This is a genomic window from Streptomyces sp. NPDC003284 (genome assembly GCF_053589675.1).
Window position 1 is genome coordinate 50,128 of the sequence record NZ_JBSFSI010000005.1, and the last position, 14,819, is coordinate 64,946.

A 14,819-nucleotide genomic window follows, 5' to 3' on the forward strand; every position below is an offset into this window, starting at 1 on the left:
CGACGGGCGGGCGCGCGGGCGGGCGTGATCGGCGTACGCGGCTGCTGCGGGCGTACGCGGGGGACGCCGCGGGGCGGCGGGCGCCCAGGCGCCCGCCGTGCGCGTCCTACGCGGGTGCGCCCAGTTCCGCCCACACCTTCTTGCCGGCGACGCCCGGGACCCGGACCACGCCCCAGTCCAGGCACAGGCGCTGGACGATGAACATGCCGTGACCGCCGGGGCGGCCCGCGCGGTGCGGGGTGCGCGGTGCGGGCTGGCCGGCGCCGAGGTCGGAGACCTCGATGTGGATCACCTTGTTGTCACAGGTGATCTCCAGCCGGTCCGGGCCCTCGGCGTGCAGGCAGGCGTTGGTGACCAGTTCGGAGACGACGAGGAGGACGTCCTCGGCGGCGGCCCGCTGGTCGGCCGACGCGGCGGGCAGCCAGCCCCACGCGTACAGCGCCTGACGGGCGAAGTCGCGGGCGAGCGGCACGACGCCGCTCGTGCCGTCGAAGCTCAGTCTGCGGACCTGGCGGCCTGCCGACGGGGTCGCCGGCACGGCCGTCACACCCCCTGCGGAGGCGTCGTCGGCCGGCGCATCCCCCTCGGACGCCCCGGAAGCGCCGCTGGGCTCCGGGCCACGGTCGCCCGGCGAACAGGGCCGGGTGGTGCTCATCAGCGCTTCACCTCACCGATTCACCAGTTCACGATTCAAAAGTCACCACGCTCGTACAGGGCCGGTACGCCACCGGTCGATCCGCTTCCGCATGTCTCCTGCCCGACCGATCCCGCGGAACACCCCCTGTTTCGTGCCACACGGGAAAGAAAGGAGGGGAAGGGGTCTGCGGAAGGGGACAGGGTGACGGCACCGCCGTCGGTTCAGCCGGTCCCACCGGCCTCCCCGGCCCGTCCGGCCGCGCCGGATCCGCCCCGCTCACCGGCCAGCGCGTCGTCGAGCGTGGCGTGCACGGTGAACACCGCGTCCGCCCCCGTGATCTCGAACACGCGCGCCACCACCGGCAGCATCCCCGCGAGATGCACACCTCCCCCGGCCGCCTCCGCCTTCAGCCGCGCCCCCAGCAGCACGTTCAGCCCCGTGGAATCGCAGAACTCCAGGCGCGAGCAGTCCACCACCAGACGCGAGCGCCCCTTGTCGAGGCACTCCTCCAGCGGCTCGCGCAGAAGGTCGGCCGTGTGGTGGTCCAGTTCACCCGCCGGTGTCACGACGGCACTGGAGCCCTCTTGCCGCACCTCCACCAGAAGCCGGCCCGACTGTGCGCTGCCGACCGTCCCGCGGTCCATGCCGTCTCTCTCCCAGGAGTCGTGGCTGCTGACTGACGCCCTCGAACACTACGCCTTCCCCGACCGCCCCAACACCCGAACAACCGCACACAAACGGACATATGCCGACAGAACGCACTTGCGATCGCCTCGGGAAAGCGGGTAGGGCTAGTAGGGACACGTAACCGACACGGCCGGCTTTGGAGGCGCCGCACACCGCAGTGCACGAATTGGCTTCGGCAGCCATATGCCGAGAACGATGGAGGACATCATGTCACCCCGGCTCGACGCCTCGCATACCCAGACGGCGACGTCGACACCCGCTCCGGAGTACCTGGACCCCCTCGCCGCGCTGGCCGGCCTCCCGGACATCCCGCCGTACGACGAAGTGGCCCCGGACGACGCCAGGGCCCTGTCCAAGACCCTCTTCGAGCGACTGGAGTGCCTTGAGGAAGGCACCCACGAGTACGCGTACGTACGCAACACGCTCGTCGAACTCAACCTGGCGCTGGTCAAGTTCGCCGCCTCCCGCTTCCGCTCCCGCAGCGAGCCGATGGAGGACATCATCCAGGTCGGCACCATCGGCCTGATCAAGGCGATCGACCGCTTCGAACTGTCCCGCGGCGTCGAGTTCCCGACTTTCGCGATGCCTACCATCATCGGCGAGATCAAGCGCTTCTTCCGGGACACCTCGTGGTCCGTGCGCGTGCCGCGGAGGCTCCAGGAGCTGCGGCTCGACCTGGCCAAGGCCGGCGACGAGCTGGCCCAGCGCCTGGACCGCGCGCCCACGGTGGGCGAGCTGGCCCGCCACCTCGGGCTGACCGAGGACGAGGTGGTGGAGGGCATGGCGGCCTCCAACGCGTACACCGCCTCGTCGCTGGACGCCCAGCCCGAGGACGACGACTCCGAGGGCGCCCTCGCGGACCGCATCGGCTACGAGGACCACGGCCTCGAAGGCATCGAGTACGTCGAGTCGCTGAAGCCGCTGATCGCCGAACTGTCCGCCCGGGACCGGAAGATCCTCTCGCTGCGGTTCGTGGCCAACATGACCCAGTCGGAGATCGGCGAGGAGCTGGGCATCTCCCAGATGCACGTCTCACGGCTGCTGTCGCGCACGCTGGTGCGGCTGCGCAAGGCGCTGACGGTCGAGGAGTGAGCCCCGGGCGGGAGGGCCCGGCCGGCATCCTGCGGCCCGGGGCCTTCCCGCCTGTCTCTCGCCTGACGCCCCGGTGTCTCAGACCTCGCGCACGCCCCGGCGCCACACCTGGTCCACCAGCGGCACGCCCGGCCGGTAGGCCAGGTGGACATGGCTCGGGGCGTCCAGGACGACCAGGTCGGCGCGGGCGCCGGGGGTGAGCCGGCCCACGTCGGTGCGGCGCAGCGCCGCCGCCCCGCCCGCCGTCGCCGACCAGACGGCCTCGTCGGGCGTCATGCCCATGTCCCGCACGGCCAGGGCGACGCAGAACGGCACCGAGGACGTGTACGAGGACCCCGGATTGCAGTCGGTGGACAGGGCCACCGTGGCGCCCGCGTCCAGCAGGCGGCGGGCGTCCGGCCACGCGGCCCGGGTGGAGAACTCGGCGCCGGGCAGCAGCGTGGCGACCGTGTCGCTGTGCGCCAGCGCGTCGACGTCCGCGTCCGTCAGATGCGTGCAGTGGTCCGCGCTGGCCGCGTCCAGCTCCACGGCGAGCTGCACCCCGGGGCCGTAGGAGAGCTGGTTGGCGTGGATGCGCGGGTGCAGGCCCCTGGCCCGGCCCGCGGTGAGGATCGCGCGCGCCTGGTCGCCGTCGAAGGCGCCCTGTTCGCAGAAGACGTCGATCCAGCGGGCGTGCGGGGCGCAGGCGTCCAGCATCTCGCCGGTGACCAGGGCCACATAGGCCGCCGGGTCGTCGGCGTAGTCCGGGGAGACGATGTGGGCGCCGAGGTAGGTGACCTCGTCGGTGTGCGCGGCGGCGACGCGCAGGGCGCGGGCCTCGTCCTCGACGGTCAGGCCGTAGCCGGACTTCGTCTCGAACGTGGTGGTGCCCTGCCGCAGGGCCTCGGCGAGGTGGCGGGTGAGGTTGGCCTCCAGTTCCGCGTCGGTGGCGGCGCGGGTGGCGGCGACGGTGGTGCGGATGCCGCCCGCGCTGTAGGCCCGGCCGGACATCCGGGCGTTGAACTCCTCGGTGCGGTCGCCCGCGAAGACCAGGTGGGAGTGGGAGTCGACGAAGCCCGGGAGCACCGCGCGGCCACCGGCGTCGAGGCGGTTGTCAGTGGCGGGTGCTTTGCTTGATTCACCGGTCCACGCGACGCGGTCGCCGTCGATGACGAGCGCCGCGTCCCGGATCAGTCCGAGAGGGGAGTTGTCGCCGAGGGAGGGGTCGTTGGTGACCAGCGTGGCGATGTGGGTGATGACGGTGCTGGTGCTCATGGTGTCCTCGTGGGAGGCGATGGGGGTCAGCGCAGGGCTTCGACGGCGGCGGCCAGCGCCCGCGGCACGTCCGGCACGAGCGTGTGCGCGCCGTCGCGTACGACCTGCCGGCCGCCCACGACCGTATGCCGTACGTCGGCCGCGCCCGCCGCGAATACGGCCGTCTCGGCGCCCAGCCGGGGCTCGGGTCCCGCTGTCCTGACGGAGTCCAGCGCGACGGTGGTCAGATCGGCGGGCGCGCCGGGTTCGATCCGGCCGGCCTCCGCCCAGCCGAGGGCCGCGTGGCCGTCGGCGGTGGCGGCGCGCAGCAGGGCGGCGGCCGTCCAGTGGCCGCGGGTGCGGGTCCGCAGCCGTTCGTCCAGCTCCATCGCGCGGGCCTCTTCGAGCAGGTCGATGACGGCGTGGCTGTCGGAGCCCAGGGAGAGCGGGGAACCGGCCCGCTGGAGGGCCGCGGCCGGTCCGATGCCGTCCGCGAGGTCCCGTTCGGTGGTCGGGCACATGCAGGTGCCGGTGCCCGTGGAGCCGAGCAGCGCGATGTCGTCGTCGGTCAGGTGCGTGTTGTGCACGCCGGTGGTGCGCGGGCCGAGCACGCCGTGGTCGGCCAGCAGCCGGGTCGGGGTGCACCCGTGGGCGGCGAGGCAGGCGTCGTTCTCGGCGGTCTGCTCCGAGAGGTGCACGTGCAGCGGGGCCCGCCGCTCCTCGGCCCACCGCGCCACGGTCGCCAACTGCCCGGCGGGCACCGCCCGTACGGAGTGGACGGCGGCGCCGATCCGCGCGTGATCCCGTTCCTTGAGAACTGCACAGCGTTCGGCCCAGGCTTCGGCGCTGGTGTCGGAGAAGCGGAGCTGGTGGGCGTTGGGCGGCTCCCCGAAGCCCGCGGCGAGATAGCAGGTGTCCAGGAGGGTGATCCGGATGCCCGCCTCGGCGGCGGCCGCGATCAGTGCCTCGCCCATGGCGTTGGGGTCGGTGTAGCGGGCGCCGCCGGGGGCGTGGTGCAGGTAGTGGAACTCACCGACGCAGGTGATCCCGGCGAGGGCCATCTCGGCGTACACCGCGCGGGCGAGCGCGTGGTAGGTGTCCGGGGTCAGCCGGTCGGCCACGGAGTACATGACCTCGCGCCAGGTCCAGAAGGTGCCGGAGCCGACCTGGACGGTGCCGCGCAGCGCCCGGTGGAAGGCGTGGCTGTGCGCGTTGGCCAGGCCCGGCAGGGTGAGCCCGCGCAGCACCTCGGCGCCGGGCGGCGGGGCGGCGGTGCCGGTGCGCACGGCGGTGATCCGTCCGTCCGCCGTCTCGACCGCCACGCCCGGTTCGACGCGGGTGCCGAGCCAGGCGTGCTCCAGCCAGTAGGTCGCCTCGGTCACGCGCACGCCAGTCCTTCCAGTACGTCGGCCAGTGCGCGCACCCCGGCCGCGCAGTCGTCCTCGGCGGCGGACTCGGCCGGGGAGTGCGAGACACCGGTGGGGTTGCGCACGAACAGCATGGCGGTCGGGACGCTTCCCGAGAGGATCCCGGCGTCGTGTCCGGCGCCGGTGCCGAGCACGGGCACCCGCAGTCCGGTGTCCCGGCCCAGGATGCGCCCGAGTTCGTCGCGCAGGGCGTGGTCGAACTCCACGACGGGCGTGAAGGACTCCCGGACGACGGCGAGGTCGATGCCGTGGGCGTCCGCGTAGGCACGGGCCGCCTTCTCGACGCCGCCGACCACCGTGTCCAGGGTCTCCTGGTCGGCGGCGCGGGAGTCGAGCCAGCCGCGCACCAGGGACGGGATCGCGTTGACCCCGTTCGGTTCCACGGCGATCTTGCCGAAGGTGGCGACGGCACCGGCGAGTTCGGCCTCGCGGCGGGCGGCGAGCACCGTCTCGGCGTAGGACAGCATCGGATCGCGGCGGTCGGCCAGGCGGGTGGTGCCCGCGTGGTTGGCCTCGCCGCGGAAGTCGAACCGCCATCGCCCGTGCGGCCAGATCGCGCTGGCCACGCCGACGGCGTCGCCGGTGAGATCGAGGGCGCGGCCCTGCTCCACATGGAGTTCGACGAACGCCCCGATGCGGGCGAGGCGCTCCGGGTCGGGGCCGATGGCGTCCGGGTCGTACCCGGCGGCCTCCATGGCCTGCGGCAGGGTGGTCCCGTCGCCGTCGGTGAGCCGGTGCGCCTGTTCGACGGTGAGCTGCCCGGCAGTCAGCCGCGATCCGACGCAGGCGAGTCCGAACCGGGCGCCCTCCTCGTCGCCGAAGTTGACGACGGCGAGCGGTCTGGTGAACCGCGCTCCCCGGCGGCGCAGTTCGTCCAGTGCCGCGAACGACGAGACCACGCCGAGGGGTCCGTCGAAGGCGCCGCCGTCCGGTACGGAGTCCAGGTGCGAGCCGGTGACGACGGCGTCCCCGGCGGCCGGGTCGCCGAGCCAGGCCCACTGGTTGCCGTTGCGGTCGGTCTCGTGGGCCAGGCCGCGGTCCTCGGCCTGCTGCCGGAACCAGGCCCGGCAGTCGGCGTCGGCACCGGTCCAGGCGTAGCGGCGGTAGCCGCCGGAGGCGGAGCTGCGGCCGACCGGCAGCAGCTCCGCCCACATGCTGTGGAAGCTCACGCCTGGTCACCCTCGCGCATCGGGATCCGCACGCCCCGCTCGCCGGCCACCGACTCGGCGATGTCGTACCCGGCGTCCACATGCCGGATGACGCCCATCCCGGGGTCGTTGGTGAGCACCCGGCGGATCTTCTCGCCCGCCAGCGCGGTGCCGTCGGCGACGGTCACCTGCCCGGCGTGGAGGGAGCGGCCCATGCCGACGCCGCCGCCGTGGTGCAGGGAGACCCAGGAGGCGCCGGAGGCGACGTTCACCATGGCGTTCAGCAGCGGCCAGTCGGCGATGGCGTCGGAGCCGTCGAGCATGGCCTCGGTCTCGCGGTACGGGGAGGCGACGGAGCCGCAGTCGAGGTGGTCGCGGCCGATGACGACCGGCGCCTGGAGCTCACCGCTCGCGACCATGTCGTTGAACCGCTCGCCGGCCTTGTCGCGCTCGCCGTAGCCGAGCCAGCAGATACGGGCGGGCAGCCCCTGGAAGTGGACGCGCTCACCGGCCAGCTTGATCCAGCGGGCCAGCGACTCGTTCTCCGGGAAGAGGTCGAGGATCGCCTTGTCGGTCTTGGCGATGTCGGACGCCTCGCCGGACAGCGCGGCCCAGCGGAAGGGGCCCTTGCCCTCGCAGAACAGCGGCCGGATGTAGGCGGGGACGAAGCCGGGGAAGGCGAAGGCGCGCTCGTACCCGGCCAGTCGGGCCTCGCCGCGGATGGAGTTGCCGTAGTCGAAGACCTCGGCCCCGGCGTCCTGGAAGCCGACCATCGCCTCGACGTGCTTGGCCATGGACTCGCGGGCGCGGGTGGTGAAACCGGCCGGGTCCTTGGCGGCGGCGTCCGCCATGTCCTCGAAGTCGACGCCGAGCGGCAGATAGGCCAGCGGGTCGTGGGCGCTGGTCTGGTCGGTGACGATGTCGATGGGCGCGCCCATGGCGAGGAGCTGCGGGACCAGTTCGGCGGCGTTGCCGAGGACGCCGATGGACAGCGGCCTGCGCTGGTCGCGGGCCTCGGTGGCGAGCTGGAGGGCGTGGTCGAGGGAGTCGGCGCGTACGTCGAGGTAGCGGTGCTCGATACGGCGTTCGATGGCGCGCGGGTCGCAGTCGATGCAGAGGGCGACGCCGTCGTTCATGGTGACGGCCAGCGGCTGGGCGCCGCCCATGCCGCCGAGGCCGGCGGTGAGGGTGATGGTCCCGGCGAGGGTGCCGTCGAACTTCTTCGCGGCGACGGCGGCGAAGGTCTCGTAGGTGCCCTGGAGGATGCCCTGGGTGCCGATGTAGATCCAGGAGCCCGCGGTCATCTGCCCGTACATGGTCAGGCCGAGGGCCTCCAGGCGGCGGAACTCCTCCCAGTTGGCCCAGTCGCCGACGAGGTTGGAGTTGGCGAGCAGGACGCGCGGCGCCCACTCGTGGGTCTGCATGACGCCGACCGGCCGGCCGGACTGGACGAGCATGGTCTCGTCGGCCTTGAGGGTGCGCAGCGTGCGGACCATGGCGTCGAAGGAGCGCCAGTCGCGGGCGGCCTTGCCGGTGCCGCCGTAGACGACGAGCTTGTCGGGGTGCTCGGCGACCTCGGGGTCCAGGTTGTTCTGGAGCATCCGCAGGGCGGCCTCCTGCTGCCATCCCAGGGCGCTCAGTTCCGTACCGCGCGGTGCTCGAACAGGGCGGGGTCCTGACATGGGCTGCCTCCTGGCGGTTGCTCCCGAGGGATGTGTTACGGCTTCTATTCACATCCTGGACCGCTGAATAGAGCTAGTCAATACGCCGCGGTGACGCGGCGGCGGAGGCGGGCGGCGGAGCGCACCCCGGGGCCCGGCGCGGGGGCGGGCGGGGGCTCAGCCGACCCACATTAGTTCCCGGGACGCATGTTCCACCGGAAAATGCCAGAACCCTCCATCGCCCCCGCACACCCTGCGTAGCGTCCCCATCACTCAGCCGAAACCGCAGGCGGGAGGGGAACGAGCGTGCCCGGAATCGACGAGTGCCTGTTGGAAGCCATGCGGCTGCCCGGTGCGCGGGGTGCCGCGCTGGTCGACTGGACGAGCGGACTCGCCCTGGGCGCGGTCGGGGAGCCGCCGGGCGGCGACCACGAGACCACGGCGGCCGAGGCGGCGGAACTGGCGCGGCTGGCCGCCGAACACGGCGCGTTCGCCGCCACCGCCACCGCCACCGCCACCGGCACCGGCACCGGCACCGGCACCGCGGACGACGGACGCCCGCCCGTCGAGGACCTGATCGTCAGCAACCGGGACAGCTACCACCTGCTGCGGTTCGTGGACACCGGCTTCGACAGCACCGTGTTCCTGCACCTGTGGCTGACCCGCGCCGAGGGCAACCTCGCGCTGGCCCGCATACGCCTGGGCGAGATGGCCGAGCGGCTGGTGCTGGGATGACCGCGGTCGACACCCCCGCCCCGCCGCCGCCCCCGCCCCCGCTGCCGGTGCGGGACCGGACCCGCGGCGAGCACGCCCCGGCCGGCCTCTCCCCGATGCTGACCCGGCTGGCCGCCGAACGGGCCACCGGCGTCCTCGTCCGCGAACGCGGCACGCTCCACCTCGACGAGGGCCGCGTGGCGTACGCCGAGAGCCCGCTCGCCCCCGGCCTCGGCGTCCTGCTCACCACGCACGGCACACTGCGGCCCGAGATCTGGCAGGACGCCGTCTCCCGGGCCGACGGCCAGGGCGGCGCCGCGCGGATCCTGCTGGCCGACGGCCGCCTCGCCGAGGGCGCCCTGCATCTGTGCCACCTGAGCGCGCTCTACGACGCCGCCTACTTCGTCCTCGCCCCGAGCAGCACCCCCGGCCGGTTCCGCTACGGCACCGGCCACCGGTCCGGCCCCTTCCCCCCGGTCCCGGTCGACGCCCTGGAGCGGGAGACCCTGCGCCGCCGGGCGCTGCTGGACCGCATCTGGCCCGACGCCCGGCCGGACAGCGCCCCGCTGCTGCGCACACCCACCGCCGCCGCGCCGCGCCCCACCCCCCGCCGACAGTCCCTGCTGGACCGGGCCGACGGCGTCCGCACCGCCGCCGACCTGGCCCGGGACCTGGGGCGGCAGACGTTCCACACCCTGGTGGACGTGCGGCGCCTGGCCGCCGCGGGCCTCCTCGCCCCGCGCCCGCGACCGGAACCGCCGCCCGCGCGGGACCCCGCACCGCCCCCTCCCGCGCCGTACCACCGCGAAGACCGGGCAGGGCAGGGAGCCGGTCCCGCACGCGCGGACCCCTGGCCCCCCGCGCCGGACCAGGGCACCGAAGACCCCCACATCACGCTGCTGAAGAGGCTCAGGGATGCGCTGGAGGCCCTTTGAGAGGAGACACCGGATGGCGGCCGAGCCCGAGATCCTGGAGGAGCTGCGGCGGTTGCGGTTCCGCGTGCCGCAGCTCACCGGCGCCCTGGCCGCGAGCGTCGACGGCCTCGTCCTGGCCCACGACACCCCGGGCGTGGAGCCGGAGGGCCTGGCGGCGCTCACCGCGACCGCGCTCGGCGTGGCCGTGCGCATGGCGGACGTGACCGGCCGGGGCGAGCTGCGCGAGGTACTGCTGCGCGGCGTCCACGGTTACGTCGCCACCTACGCGGCGGGCCGCGGCGCCGTGCTGACCCTGCTCGCCGAGGACCGCGTCAACGTCGGCCGCCTCCATCTGGAGGGCCGCCGGGCGGGCGCCCGCATCGGCGAACTCACCGACGTCCCACGCGCCACCGGCGGCGGGCACCCGGCCGCCGGACCTGACCACCGGCACCCGAGAAAAAGCCAGAGAAGCTGAAAACCAGAGAAGCCGAAGGAGACCGACCGGCCATGGCCAACACCGAGACCTGTCTGAAGGAAGCGCTCGCCTCCATCGAGGGCGCCACCGGAGTCGCGCTCGTCGACTACACCAGCGGTATGGCGCTGGGCACGATGGGCGGCAGCAAGACCTTCGACCTGAACGTCGCCGCGGCGGGCAACACCGACGTCGTACGGGCGAAGCTGCGCACCATGGAACACCTGGGCCTCAAGGGGGAGATCGAGGACATCCTGATCACCCTGAGCGACCAGTACCACGTGATCCGCCTGCTCGGCGGCCGCAGCGGGAACGGGCTCTTCCTCTATCTGGTCCTGGACGCGAAGCGGGCCAACCTCGCGATGGCCCGCCATCAGCTGAAGCGGATCGAACAGGACCTGGAGGTCTGAACCGCGTCCGCCCCGGCGGGCGGTGACGGCGAATCAGACGAGCGCGGCGGTGCGGCGGCGGGACCCTCCGGGGGCCGCGTCGCCCGCCGCGATGCCGGTGCTGCGGTACGCCTTGACCGCCTTGCCCGCCGGACACCCGCCGCGTCGGCCGAGCCAGTCGACCCGCACCCACAGCAGCACGTCCCCGGACCGCTCCAGCCGCCCGAGCCAGGCGGCCTTGAGCCGCAGCCCCGCCCCGGCGCCCGCCAGGAGCATGCCGCCCGCCGCCGGCAGGGCGAAGGAGGAGCCGAGCGCCGCCGCGAACGCCGCCAGCAGCCACCAGCGGTGCCCGCGGCGCCAGGCGCGGGCGCTGACCGCCCGGTCCTGGAGCACGTCGTGCCGTCCGGCGCGGGCGGCCGAGCGGGCGAGGCCCGTGTAGCGGCGGCGCCGGACACCGGCGACGACGGGCGCGGCCACCAGGAACAGCGCGGCGCCCGCGAGGACGCCGATCCGCCGCCCGGTCAGCCCCGGCACCAGCACCCCCGCGCCCGCCGCGACCACCCCGAGCCACCACATCGGCGCCGCCCCGGCCCGTACGACGACGGCCACCCGGGCCAGTCCCCTGCCTCCGCGGTCGCCTCCCCGGTCGCCCCCGCGGTTGCCTCCACCGTCCTCGCGCGTTCCGCGTGCCACGTGCTGCCTCCTCCGCTTCCCGGCACACCCCTGTCCGTCCGGCGGGAGGCTAGCGAGCGTTCGTGAGACGAGTCTGAGAGCGCGTCCGGGCCGTCCGAGCGCCCGTTCAGTCCTCGAAGAGGCCGCGGGTCAGTCCTCTCAGTCCTCGAAGAGGCCGCGCGCCGCCGCCTTCGCGTCGAACTCCTCCAGGCGCGCCTGCGCATCGGGCAGGTCGTCGCACATGGCCTCCAGGAGCACCCGGCCCAGCAGCATCGGCGCGCAGGCGGTGTCGAAGGCGAGCCCGGTGCCGACGGCGGCGGGCAGCAGCAGGTCGCTGTGGCGGGCGACCGGGGCGAACGCCGAGTCGGCGACGGTGACGACGGCCAGCCCGGCCTCCTTGGCGTGGGCGAGGGTGTCCACCACCTCCCGCGGATGGCGCGGCAGCGCGAAGCACAGCAGCGCCGACGCCCCGGCCCGTACGGCGCCGTCGATACGGTCCTCGATCATCGAGCCGCCCTCGTGGAGCAGCCGTACGTCCGGGTGCACCTTGGCCGCGAAGTACGCGAAGCCGTACGCCTGGGAGGCCGCGGCGCGCAGGCCGAGGACGGGCAGCGGGCGCGAGGCCGCGAGCAGGCGCCCGGCCTCGCGCACCGGGCCCGGATCGGCCAGCGCCTCGGCCAGGTGCCGCAGGTTCTCGATCTCCGCCTCGACGGCCTGCTGGTACTCGTTGGCCGACTCCGCGCGCGCCACCGGCTCGGCGGGCGCGACCTCGCGCAGATGGCGGCGCAGCGCCGGGTAGCCGTCGAAGCCGAGGGCGACCGCGAAGCGGGTGACCGACGGCTGGCTGACCCCGGCCAGTTCGGCCAGCTCGACGCTGGACAGGAACGGCACGTCGGCGGCGCGCCGCACCATGCTGTGGGCGATGCGGCGCTGGGTCGGTGTCAGCCGGTGCCCTTCGAAGAGCGCCTGCAACCGCGCGGCAGGACTCTCGGTCACGCTCATGACGTGCTCCCCCTCCAGAAGTCGTCGACGCCCCGGGAGAGTACTCCCCGACCAGTTCCTATTCAGACACCAAGAACTCTGCATGACCCCATACAGACGAGGCAAGGGAACCGCCAAGTGTCGCCCTATCGGCACGGAACGCGACCGTTCGCGTGCTAATCGTGACCGTACGCGGTGCACGCGACCCCTGTGCCCGCGCTCCGGCCCCCACCCGGGGCCGAGGTGACGGCCGCCGCCGTCGGTGCGCCCGCCGCAGCCGCAGTCCGGGTGGCACCGGCGGCGGACGGCCCCCGGGCGGGGCGGGGGGCTAGCACCAGTGCGGGCGCGCGGGCGGCTCTCTAGCCTGGTGCGCATGAGCGGAATGGACGCGCGGGACACCGACCTCAAGAAGGAACTCGACGCCACCTTGCAGGCCCGCAGGGAGCTGGGTACGGAGTACGAGTCGGAGCTGGTCGACTCGTTCCTGGAGAAGGTCGACCAGCGCATCGACGGCGCTGTCGAGCGGCGGATGCGGCGCCATGTGGCCGAGCAGCAGATGGCGGCGACCCGCGACGCCCGCTCGCCGCGGTCCACGGACTCCTTCGGCGAGCGGTTCGGCTTCGGGATCGTCTCGCTGGTGCTGGCCGTGCCGCTCTCCGCGATCGGCGGCGCGCTCGCCCATCTGCCCGGCCTGATCGCCGCCTGGGCCGGGATCGTCGGCGTCAACGCCGTGCAGGCGGCCCGGACCAACCCGGACCTGTTCCGGCGGCGGAGGCCCTCCTCGGACGACTGGAGCGACTGACCGGCCGACCGGCCGGGCCCCTCGCCAAGCAGAGCCCTCGGCTCCCGGCAAGGGGCGCAAGGGACGTAAGGGACGTACGAAGCGGGACGTACGGCGAAGGAGGGGTGCGCGGGGACCGCCGCACCCCCAGCACTGGGGGGCGGGACGACGGCGGTCCCCGCGAGGGACGCGGGCCGGGTCAGGCCGGGCCCTGCGTCCTGGGCGTCCATGGAGGTCCGGGAGCCGCTCCGGTTGTCCTTGACGCCGCTCGGGCGCCGGCCAGGAGGAGAGGTCCGGGGCGTGAATCCCGGGGGGCTCCGCCTCCCTGCCGACGACCACCACTGTGGCGGACGCGTGTTAAGCGGGTGCTGCGGGCACGTGACGCGCGCGTACCACTTGTACGACAGGTGCTCGGCCGCAGGTCACCGCGTGTTCCCGCGGCGCCCGGCGGACACCGGGCGGCGGCCGGGCGCTACTGCTTGCCGCCCTTGGCCAGGAAGGCGAGCAGGTCCTGGCGGCTGACCACGCCGGTCGGCTTGCCCTCCACCAGGACGATGGCCGCGTCGGCGGTGCCGAGCACGGTCATGAGGTCGGCCACCGGCTCACCGGAGCCGACCTGCGGCAGCGGGGCGCACAGGTGCTTCTCCAGCGGGTCCTCCAGCGAGGCCCGCTTGGTGAACAGCGCGTCCAGCAGCTCCCGTTCGACCACGGAGCCGACCACCTCGGCGGCCATGACGTCGGGGTGGCCCGCGCCCGGCTTCACGACGGGCATCTGCGAGACGCCGTACTCGCGCAGCACCTCGATGGCCTCGCCGACGGTCTCGTCCGGGTGCATGTGGACGAGCGAGGGGATGGAGCCGCCCGCCTTGTCCTCCAGCACGTCGCCGACGCGGGCGCTGGGGCCCTCGTCCTCCAGGAAGCCGTAGTCGGCCATCCACTCGTCGTTGAAGATCTTCGAGAGGTACCCGCGCCCGCTGTCCGGCAGCAGCACCACGACGACGTCGTCCGGGCCGAGCCGCTCGGCCACCTCCAGGGCCGCGACGACCGCCATGCCGCAGGAGCCGCCGACGAGCAGGCCCTCCTCCTTGGCGAGGCGGCGGGTCATCTGAAAGGAGTCCTTGTCGGAGACGGCGACGATCTCGTCGGCGACGTCCCGGTCGTAGGCGGTGGGCCAGAAGTCCTCACCGACGCCCTCGACCAGGTACGGCCGCCCGGAGCCGCCGGAGTAGACGGAGCCCTCGGGGTCGGCGCCGACGACCTTGACCCGGCCGTCGCTGGCGTCCTTCAGATAGCGGCCGGTGCCGGAGATGGTGCCGCCGGTGCCGACGCCCGCCACGAAGTGGGTGATCCGGCCCTCGGTCTGCTCCCACAGCTCGGGGCCGGTGGAGTGATAGTGCGAGAGCGGGTTGTTCGGGTTGGAGTACTGGTCGGGCTTCCAGGCGCCGGGGGTCTCACGGACGAGGCGGTCGGAGACGTTGTAGTAGGAGTCCGGGTGCTCCGGTGCCACGGCGGTGGGGCACACCACCACCTCCGCCCCGTACGCGCGCAGCACGTTGATCTTGTCGGTGGAGACCTTGTCCGGGCAGACGAAGATGCACTTGTAGCCCTTCTGCTGGGCCACGATCGCGAGGCCCACCCCGGTGTTCCCGCTGGTCGGCTCGACGATGGTGCCACCGGGCCGCAGCTCTCCGCTGCGCTCGGCGGCCTCGATCATGCGCAGCGCGATGCGGTCCTTCACCGAGCCGCCCGGGTTGAAGTACTCGACCTTGGCCAGGACGGTCGCCTTGATGCCCTTGGTGACGCTGTTGAGCCGTACCAGCGGGGTGTTGCCGACGAGGCTGATCATCGAGTCGTGGAATTGCACCGTTGTCTCCGGTCGCTGCACAGATGGGTCGGGGTGTGCCGCCAGCCTAAGGCCCGGGGACCGCCCGCGACGGGCGTTCACTCCCCGTCGCGATTGGGCGACGGTCGGTACGGGGCAAGGACTGGGTGGACGGCTATGCGGGAGGTG

The 14,819-nt window shown here is 73.6% G+C and carries 15 protein-coding genes; 6 read left to right on the forward strand and 9 right to left on the reverse strand.

The annotated features are described in order from the left end of the window. Positions 1–106: 106 nt before the first annotated feature. Together ACWDYF_RS12605 and ACWDYF_RS12610 are read right to left on the reverse strand one after the other, a co-directional pair. Positions 107–655: an ATP-binding protein gene (locus tag ACWDYF_RS12605; RefSeq protein ID WP_381737691.1), complete on the reverse strand. Its 549-nt coding sequence runs from the start codon at positions 653–655 to the stop codon at positions 107–109. Between the two features lie 203 nt (positions 656–858). After that, positions 859–1,281, reverse strand: coding sequence for an STAS domain-containing protein (locus tag ACWDYF_RS12610; RefSeq protein WP_018566967.1), 423 nt, complete (start codon positions 1,279–1,281; stop codon positions 859–861). A 238-nt stretch (positions 1,282–1,519) separates the two neighbouring features. Between ACWDYF_RS12610 and ACWDYF_RS12615 the strand changes: the two genes are divergently transcribed. Beyond that, on the forward strand, positions 1,520–2,416 hold the full coding sequence (locus ACWDYF_RS12615) for an RNA polymerase sigma factor SigF (protein WP_018566966.1): 897 nt from the start codon (positions 1,520–1,522) through the stop codon (positions 2,414–2,416). Positions 2,417–2,494: 78 nt separating this feature from the next. On the opposite strand, the gene hutI is transcribed toward ACWDYF_RS12615, so the two are convergent. The 4 genes from hutI to hutU are packed head-to-tail and all read right to left on the reverse strand — an operon-like array spanning position 2,495 to position 7,906. Next, a complete protein-coding gene (gene hutI / locus ACWDYF_RS12620; RefSeq protein ID WP_018566965.1) occupies positions 2,495–3,670 on the reverse strand; it encodes an imidazolonepropionase in 1,176 nt (391 codons plus the stop codon). Positions 3,671–3,696: 26 nt separating this feature from the next. Next, positions 3,697–5,031 carry a formimidoylglutamate deiminase gene (locus tag ACWDYF_RS12625; RefSeq protein ID WP_026252392.1) on the reverse strand — a complete coding sequence of 445 codons (1,335 nt, stop codon included), beginning with the start codon at positions 5,029–5,031 and terminating at the stop codon, positions 3,697–3,699. Next, complete coding sequence (locus ACWDYF_RS12630; RefSeq protein ID WP_389462909.1) at positions 5,028–6,245, reverse strand: allantoate amidohydrolase; 1,218 nt, start codon at positions 6,243–6,245, stop codon at positions 5,028–5,030. The genes ACWDYF_RS12625 and ACWDYF_RS12630 overlap by 4 nt, the downstream gene beginning before the upstream one ends. Continuing rightward, entirely contained in the window at positions 6,242–7,906 is a 1,665-nt protein-coding gene (gene hutU, locus ACWDYF_RS12635; RefSeq protein ID WP_381737686.1) for a urocanate hydratase, read from the reverse strand. Before hutU ends, ACWDYF_RS12630 begins: the two co-directional genes overlap by 4 nt. Before the next feature lie 285 nt (positions 7,907–8,191). Here hutU and ACWDYF_RS12640 point away from each other — a divergent pair, with 285 nt between their 5' ends. The 4 genes from ACWDYF_RS12640 to ACWDYF_RS12655 are packed head-to-tail and all read left to right on the forward strand — an operon-like array spanning position 8,192 to position 10,395. Then, positions 8,192–8,620 (forward strand): hypothetical protein, encoded by a 429-nt coding sequence (locus tag ACWDYF_RS12640; RefSeq protein WP_389462910.1) that lies wholly within the window; start codon positions 8,192–8,194, stop codon positions 8,618–8,620. Further along, entirely contained in the window at positions 8,617–9,534 is a 918-nt protein-coding gene (locus ACWDYF_RS12645; RefSeq protein WP_389462911.1) for a hypothetical protein, read from the forward strand. The genes ACWDYF_RS12640 and ACWDYF_RS12645 overlap by 4 nt, the downstream gene beginning before the upstream one ends. 13 nt (positions 9,535–9,547) lie before the next feature. After that, positions 9,548–9,988, forward strand: coding sequence for a roadblock/LC7 domain-containing protein (locus ACWDYF_RS12650; RefSeq protein WP_037895416.1), 441 nt, complete (start codon positions 9,548–9,550; stop codon positions 9,986–9,988). Positions 9,989–10,020: 32 nt separating this feature from the next. Beyond that, complete coding sequence (locus tag ACWDYF_RS12655) at positions 10,021–10,395, forward strand: roadblock/LC7 domain-containing protein (RefSeq protein WP_018566958.1); 375 nt, start codon at positions 10,021–10,023, stop codon at positions 10,393–10,395. Positions 10,396–10,428: 33 nt separating this feature from the next. Here ACWDYF_RS12655 and ACWDYF_RS12660 read toward each other — a convergent pair whose 3' ends face one another. Continuing rightward, positions 10,429–10,950 (reverse strand): hypothetical protein, encoded by a 522-nt coding sequence (locus tag ACWDYF_RS12660; protein WP_389463293.1) that lies wholly within the window; start codon positions 10,948–10,950, stop codon positions 10,429–10,431. A 255-nt stretch (positions 10,951–11,205) separates the two neighbouring features. Next, positions 11,206–12,048: a MurR/RpiR family transcriptional regulator gene (locus ACWDYF_RS12665; protein ID WP_064533489.1), complete on the reverse strand. Its 843-nt coding sequence runs from the start codon at positions 12,046–12,048 to the stop codon at positions 11,206–11,208. A gap of 361 nt (positions 12,049–12,409) precedes the next feature. On the opposite strand from ACWDYF_RS12665, the gene ACWDYF_RS12670 reads away from it, so the two are divergent. Further along, complete coding sequence (locus tag ACWDYF_RS12670; RefSeq protein WP_381737774.1) at positions 12,410–12,829, forward strand: hypothetical protein; 420 nt, start codon at positions 12,410–12,412, stop codon at positions 12,827–12,829. Positions 12,830–13,280: 451 nt separating this feature from the next. Here the strand turns inward: ACWDYF_RS12670 and ACWDYF_RS12675 are convergent, their stop codons facing one another. Further along, entirely contained in the window at positions 13,281–14,672 is a 1,392-nt protein-coding gene (locus ACWDYF_RS12675; RefSeq protein WP_018566954.1) for a cystathionine beta-synthase, read from the reverse strand. Positions 14,673–14,819: the final 147 nt, after the last annotated feature.